The organism is Acinetobacter sp. ABJ_C4_1, assembly GCF_044538495.1.
Classification (GTDB): Bacteria; Pseudomonadota; Gammaproteobacteria; order Pseudomonadales; family Moraxellaceae; genus Acinetobacter; species Acinetobacter nosocomialis_A.
Map to the genome: position 1 here is coordinate 45,761 of NZ_JBIUCQ010000010.1, position 21,991 is coordinate 67,751.

At 38.6% G+C, this 21,991-nt stretch carries 18 protein-coding genes and 1 pseudogene; 10 read left to right on the forward strand and 9 right to left on the reverse strand.

Going from position 1 to position 21,991, the window contains the following annotated elements:
• Positions 1 to 4: 4 nt before the first annotated feature.
• From adeJ to ACIF8R_RS12770, 4 genes are all read left to right on the forward strand, one after another.
• Positions 5 to 3,181 (forward strand): multidrug efflux RND transporter permease subunit AdeJ, encoded by a 3,177-nt coding sequence (adeJ, locus tag ACIF8R_RS12755; RefSeq protein WP_263614466.1) that lies wholly within the window; start codon positions 5 to 7, stop codon positions 3,179 to 3,181.
• A complete protein-coding gene (gene adeK / locus ACIF8R_RS12760; RefSeq protein WP_263614919.1) occupies positions 3,181 to 4,635 on the forward strand; it encodes a multidrug efflux RND transporter outer membrane channel subunit AdeK in 1,455 nt (484 codons plus the stop codon). The genes adeJ and adeK overlap by 1 nt, the downstream gene beginning before the upstream one ends.
• A 109-nt stretch (positions 4,636 to 4,744) precedes the next feature.
• Positions 4,745 to 5,095: a YbjQ family protein gene (locus ACIF8R_RS12765; RefSeq protein WP_396481115.1), complete on the forward strand. Its 351-nt coding sequence runs from the start codon at positions 4,745 to 4,747 to the stop codon at positions 5,093 to 5,095.
• Positions 5,096 to 5,102: 7 nt separating this feature from the next.
• Positions 5,103 to 5,537 (forward strand): YbjQ family protein, encoded by a 435-nt coding sequence (locus tag ACIF8R_RS12770; RefSeq protein WP_068936337.1) that lies wholly within the window; start codon positions 5,103 to 5,105, stop codon positions 5,535 to 5,537.
• Here ACIF8R_RS12770 and ACIF8R_RS12775 read toward each other — a convergent pair.
• Genes ACIF8R_RS12775 through ACIF8R_RS12785 form a run of 3 tightly spaced genes read right to left on the reverse strand, consistent with a single transcriptional unit; the run spans position 5,527 to position 7,531 of the window.
• Positions 5,527 to 5,967, reverse strand: a complete 441-nt coding sequence (locus ACIF8R_RS12775) for a nuclear transport factor 2 family protein (protein WP_396481118.1) — start codon at positions 5,965 to 5,967, stop codon at positions 5,527 to 5,529. The genes ACIF8R_RS12770 and ACIF8R_RS12775 overlap by 11 nt on opposite strands.
• Before the next feature lie 54 nt (positions 5,968 to 6,021).
• Entirely contained in the window at positions 6,022 to 6,828 is an 807-nt protein-coding gene (locus ACIF8R_RS12780; protein ID WP_016803828.1) for an SDR family NAD(P)-dependent oxidoreductase, read from the reverse strand.
• Positions 6,829 to 6,853: 25 nt separating this feature from the next.
• The gene (locus tag ACIF8R_RS12785; RefSeq protein ID WP_396481120.1) at positions 6,854 to 7,531 is read right to left on the reverse strand and encodes a hypothetical protein; all 678 of its coding nucleotides are present in this window, start codon (positions 7,529 to 7,531) and stop codon (positions 6,854 to 6,856) included.
• Between the two features lie 196 nt (positions 7,532 to 7,727).
• Between ACIF8R_RS12785 and ACIF8R_RS12790 the strand changes: the two genes are divergently transcribed.
• A complete protein-coding gene (locus ACIF8R_RS12790) occupies positions 7,728 to 10,625 on the forward strand; it encodes a valine--tRNA ligase (RefSeq protein WP_284118929.1) in 2,898 nt (965 codons plus the stop codon).
• Positions 10,626 to 10,689: 64 nt separating this feature from the next.
• On the opposite strand, the gene ACIF8R_RS12795 is transcribed toward ACIF8R_RS12790, so the two are convergent.
• Positions 10,690 to 11,268, reverse strand: a complete 579-nt coding sequence (locus tag ACIF8R_RS12795; RefSeq protein ID WP_396481123.1) for a methyltransferase domain-containing protein — start codon at positions 11,266 to 11,268, stop codon at positions 10,690 to 10,692.
• A 79-nt stretch (positions 11,269 to 11,347) separates the two neighbouring features.
• On the opposite strand from ACIF8R_RS12795, the pseudogene ACIF8R_RS12800 reads away from it, so the two are divergent.
• A pseudogene (locus ACIF8R_RS12800) lies at positions 11,348 to 11,499 on the forward strand (hypothetical protein); the annotation flags it as partial.
• 75 nt (positions 11,500 to 11,574) lie between these two features.
• Positions 11,575 to 12,687 carry a hypothetical protein gene (locus ACIF8R_RS12805; protein ID WP_396481125.1) on the forward strand — a complete coding sequence of 371 codons (1,113 nt, stop codon included), beginning with the start codon at positions 11,575 to 11,577 and terminating at the stop codon, positions 12,685 to 12,687.
• Positions 12,688 to 12,804: 117 nt separating this feature from the next.
• Here ACIF8R_RS12805 and ACIF8R_RS12810 read toward each other — a convergent pair whose 3' ends face one another.
• A complete protein-coding gene (locus ACIF8R_RS12810) occupies positions 12,805 to 13,821 on the reverse strand; it encodes a molecular chaperone DnaJ (protein ID WP_396481127.1) in 1,017 nt (338 codons plus the stop codon).
• Positions 13,822 to 13,946: 125 nt separating this feature from the next.
• On the reverse strand, positions 13,947 to 14,852 hold the full coding sequence (locus tag ACIF8R_RS12815) for an AEC family transporter (RefSeq protein WP_396481128.1): 906 nt from the start codon (positions 14,850 to 14,852) through the stop codon (positions 13,947 to 13,949).
• A gap of 116 nt (positions 14,853 to 14,968) precedes the next feature.
• Here ACIF8R_RS12815 and ACIF8R_RS12820 point away from each other — a divergent pair, with 116 nt between their 5' ends.
• The 3 genes from ACIF8R_RS12820 to ACIF8R_RS12830 all read left to right on the forward strand — a co-directional run bounded on the left by ACIF8R_RS12820 (position 14,969) and on the right by ACIF8R_RS12830 (position 18,296).
• Positions 14,969 to 15,853 carry a LysR family transcriptional regulator gene (locus tag ACIF8R_RS12820; protein ID WP_206261485.1) on the forward strand — a complete coding sequence of 295 codons (885 nt, stop codon included), beginning with the start codon at positions 14,969 to 14,971 and terminating at the stop codon, positions 15,851 to 15,853.
• A 301-nt stretch (positions 15,854 to 16,154) separates the two neighbouring features.
• On the forward strand, positions 16,155 to 17,342 hold the full coding sequence (locus tag ACIF8R_RS12825) for an ammonium transporter (protein ID WP_396481131.1): 1,188 nt from the start codon (positions 16,155 to 16,157) through the stop codon (positions 17,340 to 17,342).
• A gap of 258 nt (positions 17,343 to 17,600) precedes the next feature.
• Positions 17,601 to 18,296 (forward strand): phosphatase PAP2 family protein, encoded by a 696-nt coding sequence (locus ACIF8R_RS12830; RefSeq protein ID WP_263614478.1) that lies wholly within the window; start codon positions 17,601 to 17,603, stop codon positions 18,294 to 18,296.
• On the opposite strand, the gene ACIF8R_RS12835 is transcribed toward ACIF8R_RS12830, so the two are convergent.
• Genes ACIF8R_RS12835 through ACIF8R_RS12845 form a run of 3 tightly spaced genes read right to left on the reverse strand, consistent with a single transcriptional unit; the run spans position 18,293 to position 21,991 of the window.
• Positions 18,293 to 19,627 carry an ATP-binding protein gene (locus ACIF8R_RS12835; RefSeq protein ID WP_396481199.1) on the reverse strand — a complete coding sequence of 445 codons (1,335 nt, stop codon included), beginning with the start codon at positions 19,625 to 19,627 and terminating at the stop codon, positions 18,293 to 18,295. The two genes, ACIF8R_RS12830 and ACIF8R_RS12835, sit on opposite strands and share 4 nt — an antisense overlap.
• A gap of 25 nt (positions 19,628 to 19,652) precedes the next feature.
• Positions 19,653 to 20,327, reverse strand: coding sequence for a response regulator transcription factor (locus ACIF8R_RS12840; protein WP_396481133.1), 675 nt, complete (start codon positions 20,325 to 20,327; stop codon positions 19,653 to 19,655).
• Positions 20,328 to 20,341: 14 nt separating this feature from the next.
• Positions 20,342 to 21,991, reverse strand: a complete 1,650-nt coding sequence (locus tag ACIF8R_RS12845; RefSeq protein WP_396481135.1) for a phosphoethanolamine transferase — start codon at positions 21,989 to 21,991, stop codon at positions 20,342 to 20,344.

Sequence of the window (21,991 nt, forward strand, 5' to 3'; positions counted from 1 at the left end):
TTGAATGGCACAATTTTTTATTCATCGCCCCATATTTGCGTGGGTGATTGCATTAGTCATTATGTTGGCGGGTATTCTCACGCTAACAAAAATGCCTATTGCACAGTATCCAACGATTGCACCACCGACAGTCACAATTGCTGCGACTTATCCTGGTGCGTCGGCTGAAACAGTTGAAAACACCGTAACCCAGATCATTGAACAACAAATGAATGGTCTCGATGGTTTACGTTATATTTCTTCTAACAGTGCAGGTAACGGTCAAGCATCTATTCAATTAAACTTTGAACAAGGTGTTGACCCTGATATTGCACAGGTTCAAGTTCAAAACAAATTGCAATCTGCAACTGCACTTTTACCTGAAGATGTACAACGTCAAGGTGTGACAGTAACTAAATCTGGTGCGAGCTTCTTGCAAGTTATTGCATTCTATTCACCAGATAACAACCTTTCAGACTCAGACATTAAAGACTATGTAAACTCATCAATTAAAGAACCGCTTAGCCGTGTTGCTGGTGTTGGTGAAGTAACAGTCTTTGGTGGTTCATACGCGATGCGTATTTGGCTCGATCCAGCTAAATTAACAAGTTACCAACTCACTCCTAGTGATATTGCAACTGCTTTACAAGCGCAGAACTCGCAAGTTGCTGTAGGTCAGTTAGGTGGTGCACCTGCTGTACAAGGTCAAGTGCTTAACGCAACTGTAAATGCGCAAAGCTTATTACAGACACCTGAACAGTTTAAAAATATCTTCTTAAAGAACACAGCATCAGGTGCTGAGGTTCGTTTAAAAGATGTTGCTCGTGTAGAGTTAGGTTCTGATAACTATCAGTTCGATTCGAAGTTTAATGGCAAACCAGCGGCTGGTCTTGCAATTAAAATTGCAACTGGTGCGAACGCACTTGATACAGCAGCAGCTGTTGAACAACGTTTGTCTGAATTACGTAAGAACTATCCAGCAGGTTTACAAGATAAACTCGCTTATGACACGACTCCATTTATCCGTCTTTCAATTGAAAGTGTTGTACATACGCTAATTGAAGCCGTGATTTTGGTATTCATTGTTATGTTCCTATTTTTACAAAACTGGCGCGCAACGATTATTCCAACGCTTGCAGTTCCAGTAGTTGTATTAGGTACATTTGCAGTTATTAATATCTTTGGTTTCTCAATTAACACCTTAACCATGTTCGCTATGGTATTGGCAATCGGTCTTTTGGTCGATGACGCCATTGTTGTAGTCGAAAACGTTGAACGTGTAATGAGTGAAGACCATACCGATCCGGTTACAGCAACTTCTCGTTCAATGCAGCAGATTTCTGGTGCCTTAGTGGGTATTACCAGCGTATTGACTGCGGTATTCGTACCAATGGCATTCTTTGGTGGTACAACAGGTGTAATTTACCGTCAGTTCTCGATTACCCTTGTAACAGCAATGGTTCTGTCGTTAATTGTAGCGTTAACCTTCACCCCTGCTCTTTGTGCAACAATCTTAAAACAGCATGATCCAAATAAAGAACCTAGCAATAATATCTTTGCGCGTTTCTTTAGAAGCTTTAACAACGGTTTTGACCGCATGTCGCATAGCTACCAAAATGGTGTTAGCCGCATGCTTAAAGGCAAAATCTTCTCTGGCGTGCTTTATGCTGTAGTAGTTGCCCTTTTAGTATTCTTGTTCCAAAAACTCCCATCTTCATTCTTACCAGAAGAAGATCAGGGTGTGGTAATGACACTTGTTCAATTACCGCCAAATGCAACACTTGACCGTACAGGTAAAGTGATTGACACCATGACCAACTTCTTCATGAATGAAAAAGACACAGTGGAATCTATTTTCACCGTATCTGGCTTCTCATTCACGGGTGTGGGTCAAAATGCTGGTATTGGCTTCGTTAAGTTGAAAGACTGGAGTAAACGTACAACACCAGAAACTCAAATCGGCGCATTAATTAAGCGTGGTATGGCATTAAATATGATCATTAAAGATGCATCATACGTTATGCCATTACAGCTTCCTGCAATGCCTGAATTGGGTGTAACTGCCGGATTTAACTTGCAGCTTAAAGATTCAAGTGGTCAAGGCCATGAGAAACTGATTGCAGCTCGTAACACCATTCTAGGCTTAGCATCACAAGATAAACGCCTGATGGGTGTACGTCCAAATGGTCAGGAAGATACACCTCAGTATCAAATTAATGTAGATCAAGCCCAAGCTGGTGCGATGGGTGTGAGCATTGCTGACATCAACAATACAATGCGTATTGCATGGGGTGGTTCATACATTAACGATTTCGTTGACCGTGGTCGTGTGAAAAAAGTTTATGTTCAAGGTGATGCGGATACCCGTATGATGCCGGAAGACTTAAATAAGTGGTATGTACGTAATAACAAAGGTGTGATGGTTCCATTCTCTGCATTTGCTACAGGTAAATGGACTTATGGTTCTCCACGTCTTGAACGTTATAACGGCGTATCATCGGTTAACATTCAAGGTACTCCTGCACCTGGCGTGAGCTCTGGTGACTCGATGAAAGCAATGGAAGAAATTATCGGTAAGTTACCATCTATGGGCTTACAAGGTTTCGACTATGAATGGACAGGTTTATCACTTGAAGAACGTGAGTCTGGTGCTCAAGCTCCATTCTTATACGCACTTTCATTGTTAATCGTATTCCTTTGCTTAGCTGCATTATATGAAAGCTGGTCTATTCCGTTCTCGGTTTTACTTGTGGTACCACTTGGTGTCATTGGTGCGCTTGTATTGACCTACTTGGGTATGATTATTAAAGGAGATCCAAATCTCTCAAATAACATTTACTTCCAGGTGGCGATTATTGCGGTGATCGGTCTTTCTGCAAAAAATGCGATCTTGATTGTTGAGTTCGCAAAAGAATTGCAGGAAAAAGGTGAAGATCTACTGGATGCAACCTTACATGCTGCAAAAATGCGTTTACGTCCAATTATCATGACGACCCTTGCCTTCGGTTTTGGTGTACTTCCACTTGCTCTTTCAACAGGTGCTGGCGCAGGAAGTCAACACTCAGTAGGCTTCGGTGTACTTGGTGGCGTACTCAGCGCGACATTCTTAGGTATCTTCTTTATCCCTGTATTCTATGTGTGGATTCGTAGTATCTTTAAGTACAAACCAAAAACCATAAACACTCAGGAGCATAAATCGTGATGCAAAAAGTATGGTCTATTTCAGGTCGTAGCATTGCGGTATCTGCACTTGCGCTTGCTTTGGCAGCTTGTCAAAGCATGCGCGGCCCAGAACCAGTCGTGAAAACCGATATTCCACAGAGCTATGCATATAACAGCGCTTCTGGTACATCTATTGCTGAACAGGGCTACAAACAGTTCTTTGCTGACCCGCGTTTGCTGGAAGTAATCGACTTGGCTCTTGCGAATAACCGTGATTTACGTAAAGCAACGCTCAATATTGAACGTGCTCAAGAGCAATATCAGATTACAAAGAACAACCAGCTTCCAACAATTGGAGCAAGTGGTAGTGCAATTCGTCAAGTTACGCCAAGTCGTGACCCGAATAACCCCTACTCTACTTACCAAGTAGGTTTGGGTGTAACTGCTTATGAGCTTGATTTCTGGGGCCGTGTTCGTAGTCTAAAAGACGCTGCTTTAGATAATTACCTCTCAACACAAAGTGCGCGTGATTCGACTCAGATCAGCTTGATCAGCCAAGTTGCTCAGGCATGGTTGAATTATTCGTTTGCAACAGCAAATTTAAGACTTGCAGAGCAAACACTTAAAGCACAGCAAGATTCTTACAATCTCAACAAAAAACGTTTTGATGTAGGTATCGACAGTGAAGTTCCGTTGCGTCAGGCACAGATTTCTGTAGAAACTGCGCGTAATGATGTAGCGAACTACAAGACTCAAATTGCTCAAGCACAAAACTTGTTGAACTTACTTGTAGGTCAACCCGTTGCACAAAACTTATTGCCAACACAACCTGTGAAACGTATTGCTCAGCAAAATGTATTCACTGCTGGTTTACCAAGTGACTTGCTAAACAACCGTCCAGATGTAAAAGCGGCTGAATATAACTTAAGCGCTGCGGGGGCGAATATTGGTGCTGCAAAAGCACGTTTATTCCCAACTATTAGCTTAACGGGTTCAGCAGGTTATGCATCAACTGACTTAAGTGATCTATTTAAGTCTGGTGGTTTTGCATGGTCAATTGGTCCAAGCTTAGATTTACCAATCTTTGACTGGGGTACTCGTCGTGCCAATGTGAAAATTTCTGAAACTGATCAGAAAATTGCATTGTCTGACTATGAAAAATCAGTTCAGTCTGCGTTCCGTGAAGTGAATGATGCACTTGCAACTCGTGCCAACATTGGTGACCGTTTAACAGCGCAACAACGTCTGGTAGAAGCAACTAACCGCAACTACACACTTTCAAATGCTCGCTTCCGTGCTGGTATTGATAGTTACTTGACGGTTCTTGATGCACAGCGTTCATCTTATTCAGCTGAACAAGGTTTGTTATTGCTTCAACAAGCAAACTTAAACAACCAAATCGAGTTATATAAAACTCTAGGTGGTGGTTTAAAAGCAAATACTTCAGATACAGTGGCACACCAACCATCAAGTGCTGAACTTAAAAAGCAATAAGCTTTAAATCATGTTCTTATAAAAGCTCACTTCGGTGGGCTTTTTTATTGCAACTGATGTGAATATTTTTTATCTTGAAACCTTAAGAAATTTAGATTGATAAAAAACAATGTTATTAAGTAATTTAGAAAGCGTTCCGGGCCATCAAATTTTAAAGCAACTCGATGTTGTTTATGGAAGCACTGTTCGTAGCAAACATGTGGGCCGTGACCTCATGGCAAGTTTAAAAAATATTGTGGGTGGTGAACTGACGGGTTATACCGAATTATTAGAAGAATCCCGTCAAGAAGCCATGGATCGTATGATTGCCAAAGCCCAACAGCTTGGTGCAAATGCAATTGTCAGTATTCGTTTCTCAACTTCAAATATTGCCCAAGGTGCTTCAGAGCTATTTGTATATGGCACGGCAGTCGTGGTACAACCGCAAGCTCCACATCTACCAGACCCATTTAATGCATAGGTAGAAAATGGACAATCTTATTTTTCAGCTTGTTGTTTTTCTCATTCTTTTCAGTATCGGTTGGGCTTTTGGTCGCCATATTGAGCGAAAGCATTTGAATGAACTTCTAGAAAAAGAGCAACAATTTGCACATATCAGAATTGATACCAATCGTTTTGCAACAAGTGATCAGTTGGGCCACTTTATTAGCAGTAATGTGGTCATTTCACATGACTATTTTAAATATGTACTGGCTTCTATAAAAAATGTTTTAGGTGGTCGTCTTAGCAGTTATGAAAGTATTGTTGAACGTGCTCGCCGTGAAGCGATTATTCGTTTAAAACAACAAGCACATAGTGTGGGTGCTAACCATATTATGGGAGTTCGGCTGAGTACAACCGAACTCGGTATGCAAGGCGGAATGGTTGAGGTTTTTGCTTATGGTACAGCAGTCAAAGACTAGCACTCCCCATAGCAGAAAAATGTATACGCGGATTGCCAATATTTTTAGTTAAGTGTTGGCAAATTCCGGTAATTTTCCATATGCCCTGTTGTTTTGCCAAAGTAAAATAATAGCGACCAAAAGAATGAAAATAATCATTTTCCGAAAAACGATAAATTTGATAATTACATTCTAACCATGCTTGATCTTGTTCAATCCGAATAAGAGGATTGCTTAAATTGTGCTGTAGCCGCAAATGTGACAAAGCTTGTTGCCGTGAACCTTTATATTCATGACAAGACACCACACATAAAGGCTCCCCTCTAAACTGCAAATAGTCCACCTCAAGTTGATCGGCCAACAACTCATCAAACGCATCCCAATTTTTCTGGTCAAAAACCAATTGAAAACGCGTAATGACCTCTAAAATACGATGGTAGTCTTGATCCATGGTGAACCTTCTATGCGGGTTTTTCCATCAATTTAGCACGGCGAAATCTTTTTTTTATTTCACTTTTGTTTTTCGTATCATTTTATAGAGTAATTTCGGGGACATACGGGAAACCATTACACCTAATTTTTCTTTCGTTCCGCCCACTACTATATACTCTTGCCCTTGCATTAATGCCTTAACTGACTGTTCTGCAAAAACATCTGCTTCTAATCCATTTTCAATTGCTTCGTCTTGATGGCCTTGAGGCTGCCCTGCACCATTTAACGCATTAAATGAAACATTAGTTTTTACAAAGCCCGGGAAAATCACAGAAACTTCAACGCCCTGATCTGAAACTTCAGCACGTAAACTGTTGGCCCACATGTGAATTGCAGCTTTAGCAGCCGAATAACTTGCACGATACTGCGTACCTAATAGCCCTGCTACACTAGAGACAAATACAACTCGGCCAGACTTTTGTTTGAGCATCGTCGGCAGCACAGTTTTGGTTAATGCCACTTGCGAGAAATAATCGACTTCCATAATGGCTCTTTCAGTCTCCATCGTGGTGTCCTGAATCAAAGCACGTTGACTTAAACCCGCATTATTAATAAGCCAGTCGATTCGACCTTTGGCTTTTAAAATCTGCTCATACGCTTCTTGAACTTGCTGTTGGTTGGTAATGTCTGCAACTACCGACAAATGCTGGTCTGGATGGAGTAAACCAACGCGAACTTCTTCTAACTCTTCAAAGCGACGCGAAGTTAAAATCACTTGAGCACCTTGCAAAGCAAACTCACCAGCTAAAGCTTTACCTAAACCGGAAGAGGCTCCCGTAATCCACACCACTTTATTTTGCAAAGTATCAAGTTTGGCCATTTTAACTTCCTATTATCTTTTTAAATTATGCTGCTTGATGCATGAAGGCCAAAAAGTGGTTGATATAGTGAGTTGCTGTGGTCTGATCAACCTGCGTCCCCAATTTTTCCAAACGTTTATAGCCCAAATGCGTTGTCATATTAATGACCCCATTTAGGGTTTTATCGACAACTAAATTAAATTTTAAACGTTTTTTAGGTTCACGTACTAGGCTTGTTACGCCTAAATCCACAATTTGAATCAAGGTTTGAAAAGCTTCTTCTACGCTTTGCATATTGCCCGCGCGTATTTGCTCGGTCAGTGTTTGGGCTTGTTGCACAAGCTGAGGTGTGATCGGGTACGTAATATAAACATCTTGCTCACGTTCTTTCATGAGTGACGTCATATAATCAACCAAAGGTAAAAGTCGTTCATTACCAAAAAAAGAAACTGACCAAGGCATATACTTTCGGAAAGTATCTAAAATTTGTTGAAGAACTTTCTCAGACTCTTGGCGCTGCTTTTCAGTCATAGTCGAGTTGCCTTGCTCTCCTTGTAACAATACGGAGAACACTTGCTCAATAATTTCACAAGATAAATCGGAAAGAACATTACCCAATACTTTGGATTGGCTTTCTTTTACCCCTGCATGCAATTTCTCTCGAATCGCAGCAAATTGCGTATAGGTCGAGTCGGAAATTTTTAAAAAAACTTTGTAGCTCATGAGTCTCATCCCTTATCAATTCTTTTGTAATTTTTGTGCCGTGCCGCTACACGATTAAATTGTGATCCATGCTTCATAAATCTACCGTTTTTTGAAAAAAATACAAAACCGTTTATCTGTTTTCAGCACATTAATTTCGAGGCATTTTTTTGCTACAATAGATGCAATTTTTTATGCATATTCGATCTAAGCTACTATGACTGACGCTCAAACCGCTCAAAATATTGCAACCACATACGATCCAACCGAGATCGAAAAGAAGTGGTACAAAACGTGGGAAGAACAAGGTTACTTCAAACCTTCTGGTCACGGTGAATCATTCTGTATCATGATTCCACCACCAAACGTCACTGGTAGTTTGCACATGGGCCATGGTTTTAACAATGCCATTATGGATGCCCTCACCCGTTATAACCGCATGATGGGTAAAAACACGTTGTGGCAACCGGGTACTGACCATGCTGGTATTGCAACTCAAATGGTTGTTGAGCGTCAACTTGGCTTACAAGGTGTAACTCGTCACGACTTAGGCCGTGAAAAGTTCATCGAAAAAGTTTGGGAATGGAAAGAACAATCTGGCGGCACAATTACCAAACAAATTCGTCGCTTAGGTTCGTCGGTAGACTGGTCACGTGAACGTTTCACAATGGACGAAGGTTTATCAAACGCAGTTAAAGAAGTGTTCGTTCGTTTGCACGAAGATGGTTTAATTTACCGCGGTAAGCGCCTTGTAAACTGGGACCCTAAACTTCAAACTGCTCTTTCTGACCTTGAAGTAGAAAGCAAAGAAGAAAAAGGCTCGCTTTGGCACTTTAAATATTTCTTTGAAGACAAATCAGTTAAAACTCAAGATGGCAAAGACTATTTAGTCGTTGCAACAACTCGTCCTGAAACTTTACTTGGTGATACTGCGGTTGCCGTTCATCCTGAAGATGAGCGTTATGCACATCTTGTTGGTAAAAATATTGTATTGCCAATTACTGGTCGTTTAATTCCGATTGTTGCCGACGACTACGTTGAAAAAGACTTCGGTACTGGCTGTGTAAAAATTACCCCTGCTCATGACTTCAATGACTATGACCTAGGTAAACGCAATAGCTTACCAATCATTAATATCTTCAACAAAAACGCCGAAGTTTTAGGTGAGTTTGAATATATTGCAAAAGCTGGCGAACAAATTTCTAAAACCATTACTGCACCTGCGGAATATGCTGGTTTAGAGCGTTTTGAAGCACGTAAAAAATTAGTTGCTCAAGCTGAAGCTGAAGGCTGGTTAGATCAAATCCAACCGTATGACTTAAAAGCGCCACGCGGTGACCGTTCAGGCGTGATCATTGAGCCATTATTGACTGACCAATGGTACGTAAAAATTGCTCCGCTTGCTGAACCTGCAATTGAAGCAGTTCAAGATGGCCGTATTAAGTTTGTTCCAGAGCAGTACAGCAACATGTACATGGCGTGGATGCGTGACATTCAAGACTGGTGTATTTCACGTCAGCTTTGGTGGGGTCACCGTATTCCAGCTTGGTACGATGCGAATGGCAACATCTATGTAGGTCGTAATGAAGAAGAAGTGCGCGCGAAAAACAACATCGCGGCTGACGTTGAACTTAAACAAGACGAAGACGTTCTTGATACATGGTTCTCATCTGCACTTTGGACATTCTCAACTTTAGGTTGGACTGGCGACGCACAAAAAGATGCAGCAAATGATTTCTTAAAAACCTTCCACCCAACAGATGTGTTGGTCACTGGTTTTGACATCATTTTCTTCTGGGTTGCCCGCATGATCATGATGACCTTGCACTTCATGAAAAATGAAGATGGTTCATCTCAAGTTCCATTTAAGACTGTTTACGTTCACGGCTTGGTACGTGATGGTGAAGGTCAAAAAATGTCGAAGTCTAAAGGTAACGTACTTGACCCATTAGACTTGATTGACGGTATTGATTTAGAAAGCTTAGTTGCGAAACGTACAACTGGCCTAATGAACCCGAAAGATGCTGCGAAGATTGAAAAATCAACACGCAAAGAGTTCCCAGAAGGCATCAATGCTTATGGTACTGACGCAGTTCGCTTTACGTTCTGTGCGCTTGCAAACACTGGTCGTGACATTAAGTTCGACTTAAAGCGTGTTGAAGGCTACCGTAACTTCTGTAACAAAATCTGGAACGCAACTCGTTTCGTTCTCATGAATGTTGAAGGTCAAACTGTTGGTCAAGAAGCGCGTCCTGATCTATGGGAACTTCCAGAACAATGGATTATGAGCCGTCTGCAAAAAGCTGAAGCTGCTGTACATCAAGCGTTTGCAACGTATCGTTTAGACCTTGCTGCTCAAGCGATTTATGACTTTATCTGGAATGAATACTGTGACTGGTACGTTGAGTTAACTAAACCAGTTCTGAACGATGCAGAAGTTTCAGAAGAGCGTAAAGCTGAAGTACGCCGTGTATTGCTTGCAGTGATGGAAGCTTCTTTACGTTTGGCTCATCCGTTAATGCCATATTTGACAGAAGAAATCTGGCAGACTCTTGCACCAATGCTTGGTCAAGGCGGCCCAACGATTATGACTGCTCAATACCCTATTCCTGAGCAAGCAAAAATCAACGAACAAGCAGAAGCAGACATGCAATGGCTTCAAGGTTTGATTGGTGCAGTACGTAACATTCGCGGTGAGTTGGGCTTAGGTAATGCGCGCTTATTGCCTGTATTACTTCAAAATACGTCTGACGCTGAACGCGAACAAATCATTCGTATTGAAGCATTGTTCAAAGCATTGGCTAAAGTTGAAAGCATTGAGTTCTTGAATAAAGACCAAGAACCGCCTCTGTCTTGCTCTAGCGTTGTTAGCCATGCATCGGTATTTGTACCAATGAAAGGTTTAATTGACCCTAAAGCTGAGCTTGCTCGTTTGCAAAAAGACTTGGATAAAATCCAAAAGCAACACGACCAAATCGCGGGCAAACTTGCAAATGAAGGCTTTGTTTCTAAAGCACCAGCAGCGGTTGTTGAAGGTGAAAAAGCGAAGCTTGCTGAGTTTGCTGCTCAGTTAGAGAAAGTTAAAGCGAATATGGAGCAAATTGCTGCGCTTTAAGCTTTTTAGTTAAATGAACCCAGAATCTGTGCAAGCAGGTTCTGGGTTTTTCTATATTTAGAAATTACTTTTTCTGTAGAATCACCATATGAAGATGCCATGATTTTATAAAACCATTCAACAAAGGTAGATTTTCATTCATTTCTTTATGAAACAATAAATTAAAATCATATAAGAATAGATCAACTATATCTTGATAAGTAAATCCTATAAATTTTGCAGGTTCTCTAGCAACCCATTCATCTTGAGTCCCCAATAAATCAGCTACCAGAATTCCGCCTTCAGGAAGCGCATTTATAATTCGTTTAATTACACTATAAAAATAGCTTGGATCGCAAAAGAATAGACTTGATGAAGCAATAATTAAGCTTGCAGACGGGAAATTAAAGTCTTCAAAAGATTCATGATAGAAAATAAATTTAGAGTCATCTTTGAATCGCTCAGTACAGACTTTTTGTGCATCAATTGAAATATCAAAAGCGTGAACATTAAATCCCTTTGAGAGTAGATAAGCAGATTCATTGCCAGCGCCACAACCGCAATCGATAGCAACTAAAGGTAAATTAGGAAAATGTCCTAAAGCCTTTTCTAAAATAGGTCTATGTTTAAGTTCTCTTGATAATTGAATAAATTTTTCATTCATAAAACCGATCTTTTAATTTTTATAATTTTCACACTATATTTTATAAAAACTCCAATCTCAACGATTTCTTATTTCAGAAGCTACCGACCAAATCGCGGGCAAACTTGTAAACGAAGGCTTTGTGTCTAAAGCCCTATCAGGAGTTATTAAGGATGAAAAAGCAAAGCTTGCTGAGCTTATTGCTCAGTTAAGAAAGATAAAGCAAATACAGAACAGATTGTTGCACTTTAATCTTTATAGCATCCAATTTAATCTGTAATATAAAAGGCTGATTTATCAAAACTTTATATTCATAGATAAAAAATAATGAATACAACCAATCATCAACCCCAGCTCAAAATAGTCAATTCTGAAAAACAATTGACGAAATATTTACCTCTAAGCCTGTCACCACAATGGCTACAAAACTTGCTTAAAGCTATTCTTATTCTTTTTTTAGTTTTAGCAGTCTGGAAAAAAATTGATAATCAAATATTTATTATTATTCTTTATACTTTGTGTGCTATTGGGCTATTATCTTCTACTCTATTTCTTTATTTTGATTATCAAAAACAAAAAAAGTTACGCCAAGAAGCCCAAATTAAAAAATATCTTTTAACATATGGTGTTATCAAAAAAATCCAACATTGGAATAAGAAAAAGTTTTCCCTCATTATTACAATAGAATATCAGGATATAAATAATAGAACGTTAGAGAAAGATTTTAAAATTAATTATCCTCAAATCAATCTCAGTAAAACCAATCTCGTACCTCATCAATTAATCGGGCAACAAGTTAAACTTTATTTATTACCGCATTCTTATACTTTACTGCTAATTGAAGTAATCAACTCCCAACCGCATAATGTACTGATTGAATTCAAACAAGCAAGAACTAATCCAAAAATCCCTGTTGGTTTATGTAATATGTATGGTTTAACAAACTCAAATTTTCTTTATTTCAATGCAGTTGAAAAAATAAAAATTTTACGTAATTCTGATAATCAGTTTCTCGAAATTCATTTTCAACAATTTGAATTTAATAATTTTATTTTATCTGAATCCATACAAAATTTTTATGTTGCAGAACAGAAATTTTTAGATTTCTTCGCTATTGATCAAAACTATTATCAGGAACTTAAAAATACAACTTTGGCTCATTCACATACAGTTTGGCAATCTCCTAGACCTATTTTAAACCAAGCACAGCGTAAATCTAAAATTAAACAAATAGAGAAAAAATATATTACTTTATTTCTTTATATTTTGATTAGTTTACTTGGGTGTAGTCTTATATTCTTTTTTATTTCAGAGTTTTTAGCTATTGTTATATTCTGCATTATAGTTATTCTGTTTGGTTTTATATTAAGAAAATGTATTAACTTAATACAATCACCTGATGTTGCCCTCTTTATAAAAACTCATGATTTATATGAATAAATATTTTAGTCTTTTTTATAGAATAAATATGTTTATCTAACCTATTGGAAGAGAGTATTTCGAATTTCATTTCTTATTCGATATATTCCCTCTTCCAAAGGAAGAGGCAAAAAAGCTTTAAAGCACTCCATTCTCCAATAATATCTCCACCCCACTCACCTTTTTCATATGTTTTAAACGTTCTTTCTCCCACTTCAACTGCTGCTTTAGCTCAGCACAGTCTGCATCTACAGCTTTATAAACATCGCTGATATGCACATGCTCCGCTTTCACATTCTTAGCTAACTGAAAAGAATCCAAAATCTCAGCAATTTGAATTTCAAGCTGCTGACTTTGTGTATCTAAAGCCAATTTATAAAACCTCAATTGCTCAGCAGATAGTTCTTTAGCACCTAACCCCTTATTCTGTTCAAGCTGTAACTGGAGTTTGAGTAAATAAAACAAATCCTGCTTTTCATAGGCTTGACTTGCCTGTTGAAACAACTCAGTTTTTTCTTCTTTTTTGGTTTCATCTTGCTCACGGTCTGGGTGAATCATCGCGGCAATTTTTAAATAGACTGTTTTGAGTGATTGAGTTGCCATTTGTTCAGCTTGTTCACGTTTTTGTTGCTGCCTTTCCTGTTTGGCTTGTTCACGCGCTTGTTGTTGCTCGGCAGCATACTGTTCAAAGTCTTCTTCAAATTCTGCACTTTGATCAGCACTTTCATCGTATTCAGATTTGATTGGACGAGCTTTTTTATTCTTTTTTACTAACTCTTGCGTATGTTGCTGATAAAAGGTATCGATCTGCCTCACTAACTCCAACTGTTCAGCAGATAGCATTTTGGAGCGCTTCAACATTTGTGCAAGCTGGGCATTTTTTTCATCTAGTTGTTGCATAATCTCTTTCGAAAACTCATGGCTATGCAACATATTCCAGAGTTGATCCAACTGCTGAAATAAGACTTCATGCAAATCGCTATACACAGGCATCAGTTTTTGCCGAATGTGCTGTTGAATCTCGGCTTGTGCATTTTGCCATGTGCTCAGGCTAACTTTTTGCTGTTCTATTTTATCAATCAGGCGAGTCAGTTTTTTCTGCTGTGCAGATGGTTCAGACCTTTGCTGCAAGCTTACTTTGAGATCGAAGGACATACTCATCCACCTGAAAAAGAAAAAAGTGTAGCAATAATCAGATGAGTAAGGTAGCCAAGCATTCTTTAAGTCAGAATCAGCCTATTCATTTTTAGAAAATAGAATGCGATTATCTAAGTTATAACCTAAAAGATCCACCAAATCACTAATGGTAAAGTCACCGCAGCACATAAGGTTTGAAAGCTAATTACAGCTGCCATAAGCTGACTATCGCCACCCAAAACTTTGGTTAAAATGTAGGAAGCGGAAGCAGTCGGTAGCGCAAAAAAAATGACTAAAATTTGTGTTTGTAAGCTTGGTAAACCAAACCACATGCACACAGCGTAAGCCAAGGCAGGTACTGCTAAAAGTCGCGCAAACGTGTCTGCTGCCAATACCACAATGTCCTTTTTAATTTGCATAAACTGCAAAGCTGCCCCCACACATAACAATCCTAGTGGCAAACTCGACACTGAAAAAAGCTTAATAAACTGACTAAAGCCTTCCCAAATTGGGATATGAAGTGCATTGACTGCTGCCCCAACCACACACGATGCAATTAAAGGGTTTTTAAGAAGTGCAATCAAAACAGGTTTAATTGCCATGTGTTCTTTAGAAGTTAAAGCAAGCACCGAAATAACGTTCACAAGTGGAATACAAAGCGCCAATAAAATTGCCAGAATTGCCATTCCTTCAGTTTTAAAAAGTGAAGTCACTAAAGCCAAACCAATATAGGTATTAAAGCGAACCATACTTTGTACATGCACACCAAAACGTGCAGGCGGTATGTGCCAAAACATTCGGAGTATGTATAAAAAGGCGGTTACTGCCAAAACCACAATCAACATCGCAATAATGGCTGTACTCAAACTTTTTAAGTCAATTTTTGCGGTTGATAGCGTACTAAAAAGCAAAGCAGGAAATAAAATATAGTAATTGAGCTTCTCTGCCCCAGCCCAGAACTCATCGCTAAAAAAACGATATTTTTTAAATAAGTATCCCGATGCAATTAATGCAACTAAGGGAAAAAGAGATAAAACAATGCTATTCATTTCTTTGCTCGAGTGTTGTTGAGGCTTGCTGTTTTGGCAATAACCTTGGCTTACTCATATATTAAAGATAATGAAAACTCATGATAAAATGAGTTTTTACTCATAACAAATACAACATGACATTTACCCAACTGGAGATTTTCGCCCTCATTGCTGAACTAAAAAGCTTTACGGCTACAGCAGAAAAGCTGGGAATTTCACAGTCGGCAGTTTCCCATGCACTTAAATCATTAGAACAACAATGGGGCATTAACCTCATTTCAAGAACTCAAAGCGATATTGAGCTCACCACGACAGGTCAGCAGCTACTTACTCATGTAAAAGAGCTATTGAGTATTTCCGATACATTAGAAAAAGAAGTGGCGGCCATCCACGGTTTAAACGAAGGCACATTACGTATTGGCTCTTTTGGGGCTTCATCATCTATTTATCTATTGCCTGAAATTTTAGAAACCTTTCGGCAACGCTACCCTAAAATCGAAATTTATATTGATGAAGGTGAAGATAAAGAAGTTGCTCAGTGGTTATTGGAACGGCGCATAGAGGTTGGTTTTTTGATTATGCCAGATGAGCGATTCGATACATTCCCTTTAATTGAAGATCGTTTTGTTGCCCTAATTCCTAGTCACTACCCGCTCGCACAACAACTCTATATTGATCCAGCACAACTAGAAAATTGCCCTTTTATTATGACAATGGCTGGGAGTCGATATCAGGTCGAATTAATTTTAAAAAATTTTAATGTGAAACCAGACATCAAATTTTATGTGTCACAAATTCTGAGTATCGTTAGCATGGTTCACAACCAATTAGGGGTGTCTATTGTGTCTGATATGGTTATCACCAAAGAGTTACTCTCACTTTATCCAAACGTAGTTAAACGCCCCTTTAAACCGAACCTTAAACGTTCGATTGGTCTCGCAGTCAAAAATAAAAAGCACATGAGTCCCGCTGTGAAAGCATTTATAGAAGTTGCTCAAGAGGTTTGGTCAAATCATTAAATGATTACGGATAATTTTAGGAATTTGATAACGAACTCTTTCAGGTCATTTTATCAGCGTATTAGATGACTTGTAACGTAAAAAGCGCCATAACTGCCCTATCTTAACCAAATCAACGCACCATTTATCGCCAAAAACTACATTTTCAATTCAAATTGGTGCACTTATTGCATATTCACTTTTATGCAATTGAGTTTGTTTCGACAAACTTAGGTTTTTAGATTCCTTAAATCTATTTTGGTGCAATTTACAGACCCAGATTTGTTCCAAAATGGAATTTAGCACTTTTTTCGAGCATGCTATGCAAAATGTAGATCTATTTTTCTTATTACTTGGTGCAGTTTTGGTTCTTGCCATGCACGCAGGTTTTGCATTCTTGGAACTTGGTACCGTTCGCCATAAAAATCAGGTGAACGCGCTTAGTAAAATTCTGACTGACTTTGCCCTTTCTGCAATCGCCTATTTCTTTGTTGGCTACTACATTTCGTATGGCCAGCATTTCTTCCATGATGGTACAGCTCTAGCAAGTGATCATGGCTACAACTTAATGCGTTGCTTCTTTTTACTTACTTTTGCTGCGGCAATTCCTGCGATTATTTCAGGCGGTATTGCTGAACGCGCCAAAATGCGTTCGCAAGCAATTGCAACACTCGCTTTAGTTGGTCTGGTTTATCCATTTTTCGAAGGTATGGTCTGGAATGGTAACTACGGTCTACAAAAGTGGTTAGAAACGACTTTTGGTGCAGCTTTTCACGACTTTGCAGGTTCAGTCGTAGTCCATGCTATGGGCGGTTGGATTGCACTTGCTGCCGTGATTTTATTGGGTGCACGTTCTGGTCGTTATAAGAAAGATGGTCGTGTAAGTGCTCACCCTCCTTCTTCTATTCCATTTTTGGCACTTGGTTCATGGATTTTGATTGTAGGTTGGTTTGGCTTTAACGTAATGAGTGCTCAACGTCTTGATGCCATTTCTGGCCTAGTTGCTATTAATTCACTTATGGCAATGGTTGGCGGAACCATTACAGCAAATGCAATTGGGAGAAATGACCCTGGTTTCTTACATAATGGTCCTCTTGCTGGTTTAGTGGCAATCTGTGCAGGGTCTGACATTGTTCACCCCATTAGTGCACTTGTGATTGGTGGTGCAGCTGGTGCCATGTTTGTGTACTTATTTACCTACACTCAAAATAAACTCAAAGTTGATGATGTACTAGGTGTGTGGCCTTTGCATGGTGTATGCGGTGCATTTGGTGGTATTGCAGTGGGTCTGTTTGGTCAAAAATGGTTGGGTGGTTTAGGCGGTGTATCTTTTGCCTCACAGCTCATCGGGACCGCTCTAGCGATTGCGATTGCACTTGCTGGTGGCTTTATTGTTTACGGCATACTTAAAGCAGCTATTGGTATTCGTTTATCTCAAGAAGATGAGTTTAGAGGTGCAGATTTATCTATTCATAAAATCTCTGCCAACTCTGAAGAAGGTATGTTTTAGTACAGCGATTATGAAGCAGGGTTTAAATATCCTGCTTCTGATTGTCTAATATAAATAAAATTTTTTGAATAAAAATAGTTATTCTTGATTAAAAAGCGTACTTTTAAGTCTTTATACAATCAGATTAAAATATTGAAAAATATATTAATTTAAATATTACTTTAAGATTTATAAACGAAATCTTGTTTAGTTTAAGAACAATTTAAGTTTTATTTTATGTAATGCCTCAATTCACGCTTAAATTGATGTTACAACACAATGAATCAACAAAAACATTTCTTTCAGCTTCAACTCATTTTCCTTGCTGTCAGTTTTTTTATACTTTTATTTGTATTTCCAGTGGGTGGAAAAATTGATATGTATCTCATCCAACCTTGGATTGATTCAACAGGTCAATTTTTTAATCGAGAAAATTGGTATCTCGAAAAGCTTAATCATCAAATCGTAAAAGATATTATTACTGCGGTTTATGTTATGTTTTTTGGTCTCTGGCTTGCTTCATTTAAAGTAGAAAAGCTAAAAATATATCGCTGGCAATACGGCTATATGTTTTTTGTCAGTATGATTGGTAGCGGTATTGTTGGTCTACTCAAGTCACAATCTGCTCATGCCTGCCCTTGGAATATGGTTCATCCTAACAGCTTAGGTGGCTATATTTGGGACTTTACTGCGAAACATGGTCATTGTTTTCCAGGTGGTCATGCCAGTGCTGGTTTTATCATAATGACTGGTTATTTTGTTTATCGTCTTGAACAACCTAAACGTGCTTACTTTTATTTATTCTCAGGCATTTTATTAGGATTTATGATGGGTTGGGCACAAATGATGCGAGGAGCACATTTCCTAAGTCATAATTTATGGACAGGTTGGGTTGTTTGGGCAGTCAATATTTTATTTTACGCGATTTGTATTCATCGCTTTGAATTTGAGAAAGAATTAAAACAAGAGCTTTAAGCTCTTGTTTCATGCAAATGTAAAACTTTAGGTAACTTCACTAAGACTGAAAGACCACCAAGTTCTAAACTCTTGTCGAGAGTTAAAGTTCCACCAAGTCTTTGAGTTGCACGGTCTACAATTGATAAACCTAAACCACTTCCTACTTCTAAATGGTGATGCACTCGATAAAAACGTTTAAGTACCTTATCGTAATTTTCAGGGTCTATACCTGCACCACTATCTTCGATTTGAATACAGGCATAGTTATCTGGGTCGGTATAAACTGAAATATTAATAACGCCCTGATGCGGTGTATATTTAATTGCATTATCAATTAAGTTAAAAATGATCGAATGTACGGTAGGTTCAATACTATGCATCTCGACAGGATCATTTCTAACAAAGCCTAAATCAATTTCTTTTTGCATGGCTAAATTAACCAACTGCTCAACGCAATTTAAAGCCACATCATTAAGCTGAAAATAGCCAGTAGGTTCAACCATACTTAGCGTTACATCTTGCTTTGCTAATGCCAAAAGCTGTGTAACTAGATGCTGAATACGTGCTAAACCCTTGCTTAAATTGTGCAACGACTCATGTTCAGGGAACTGACTTAGCAAAATCTTGGTTTGTAAGTTCAAAGCAGTAACAGGTGTTCGTAGTTCATGAGCAGCATCTGCAATAAATTGCTTCTGCTCATTCTGCGCTTTAGAAATACGGTCAAACAGACGATTCATCTCATCAATGGTAGGCAAAAGCTCCTGAGGATAATCATGCACCTCAATCGGTGTTAACTCTTCGGAATCTCGCTCCATTAACTCATTTTTAAAGTCATCTATTGGTTTTAAACCACGACTAATAATAGCGGCCAAGGCAAATATCGCAAAAGGTAAAATGATTAGATAAGGAATGAACATACTGCCCGCAAGCTCCCATGCGAAAGCTTCACGAACCCGCTCTTGTTGACTGACCTGAATTTGATAGTCTTTTAACGGTAAAACATATGTTCGGACTACACCTTCAGCGGTTTTATGTGAATAAAAACCAGCTTGTTGAACAGGAGGAACCAAGAAGTGAAGATGATGAGATAAATTCGATTGGTCTTTGTAAGCCCAAATATCTAAAAATAAATCTTCTTCGTGGTAAGTTCGATGTAAATCAAACTTACTACTTACTGTTTTTAAAGGATACTCTGCTGTTCTTTCCGCTAAATACTGCATTTGAGTATCTAAAATTTCATCAACTTCCTGAAGTGCAACTTTATAAGCACTAAAAATTAAGATACAACCCAAGACAACACTGAAAATTGAGGTGCCCCAGAGTAATCGCTTTTTTAATGAATAATGCACGTTCATAAAGTCCCGAAATCTCAAATTATGATTGCCCTAGACGGTAACCTAATCCTCGAATAGTTCGAATAAAGTCTTTACCTAGTTTGGCTCTCAAATGGTGAACATATACTTCAATCGTGTTGCTGGTCACATCACTATCAAAGTCATATAACTTATCTTCCAAATTAGCCTTAGAGAAAATTTTATTCGGATGACTCATAAGCGGAATCAAAATTGCCCACTCACGATTCGATAAATCAATACGCTGCCCTTTAAATGTTGCAATATGCTGTTCAACATTTAAAACCAGATCACCATTTTGCAATAGTTGATCTTGGCTCGCAAGTTGAGCCTCTACTCCACTACGGCGTAATAATGCATGAATGCGAGCAAGTAACTCATCAAACTCATATGGCTTAATTAAGTAATCATCTGCACCCAGATTCAAACCGTCAACACGGTTTTGCAATTGGTCACGCGCAGAGATAATTAAGACAGGCGTTGCTGCTCTTTGACGGATTTGCTTTAAAACCTGCATCCCATCCATCATTGGCAATCCCAAATCTAAAAGAATAAGATCAAACTTCTTCTGTGCCAATTGGGCCAAACCATCTAAACCGTTATTGACCCATTCCACCTCAAATTGATGATATTGCAGCAATGTAGTCGTTGACTCTGCAATCATAAAATCATCTTCAATCATCAAGATTTTTGTCATGTTCTAGGCTCGCTTTAGTTTATGTTGGCACAAGAGTGCAACATGTCCAGTTGAGGGTTGATGACCTTGGTTTTTACATTCAACAAACTTAATAAGCTTGGGAATAAATTATCCTGACTTAACTTTTGTTTAGTTTGTTGATTTAAACAATTTACTTGAGCAAGATTATGTTGTTTCCAGCCATCAGAGAACCACATAATCATTGGGATATGTGTTTGTTGGCTTGGAGCGATTGAGTAAGGTGAACCATGCAAATACATACCATGTTCGCCTGTTGACTCACCATGATCAGATAAATACCAGAAACCCGTTTGATAATTTGATACTTCTTTTAAAATATTAATCATTTGGCTTAATACATGGTCTGTGTACACGATTGTATTATCATAACTATTTATCAACTCAGCTGGTGAACAACCCTGTATCGCATTAGTATCACAAGTTGGTTTAAATGGTTGATATTTCTCAGGCGCGCGCTTGTAATATGCTGGTCCATGGCTACCCACCTGATGCAATACAACTAAACGTGGACGTTTATCATTTTTCGGAATAGAAGCCAAATACAGCTTTAAGCTATCAATCAGAATGTCATCAAGACATTCACCATCTTTACACCATTTTTGCTTTAAATCTTCTGGAATTTGATATTGTTCAACGCGATCACATGCGCCTTTACAACCCGAGTTATTATCAATCCAAGTGACTTGATAGCCTGCACGTTTTGCAATATCAAGCAATCCTTCACGATGACTCGCTAATTGCTCATCATAATCAGCACGTGGCATACCAGAGAACATACATGGCACAGAAACCGCTGTTGCAGTACCACATGAACTCACTTGAGAGAAGTTTAAAATATCTTGCTTAGAAAGCTCTCGGTTTGTATTTTTTGCATAGCCATTCAGTGAGAAACTTTCTGCACGTGCAGTTTCGCCCACTACAAGTACCATGAGTTTAGGTAAATCTTTTTGAGTTTGCTGGACTTGATGAGCATCTTCACCATACTTCACAAGAGGAAGATTTTTCTTAGGTGCTTTTTTACGATAATAAGACATGACCGAAGAAATGGTGTTCTGAGGGGAAATCATCCCTTTTAAGTCACGATGCTCCCTAAATATTGCTGCAAAATCAACATAGTAAGCAAACAACAATCCGCCCACAACGGCAAATGCAAGTGCGATTGAAAGGACTTTTTTAAGCAAAAGCGGAAGTATTTTTTCTGATTTGAGTTTTACCTGAGTAATCAAAAATATAGGTAAAACAACAAAGAAAATCGTCCAGAGCACAAAACGTAAAGAGAGTAAATCTGTGGCTTCTGCGACATCTGTTTGAGCAATATTTTGAATCTGGTCAGGTGAAATAATGACACCTAAAGTATTTACAAAATACGAGCTAAACCCACCAATGAATACCAACAAAATGGCAAAAATTTTGGCTGTCCATTTCCAGTTTAAAATTTGTAAAGCTGCATAATAGGTAGCAACAACAATCACTACAGTAGCTGCTAAGAATAAGGTTGCTTTTATACCTAAATATGGTGTTAACAGGTGAACTTTCTTATAAAAACCAATATTTAGAATTGCACCTAACCAAATGGCTATAATGACGTTGAACACAAACAGGGAAATCTGCTTATTTCTTAATTTAGAAAAAAAACTCAGCAT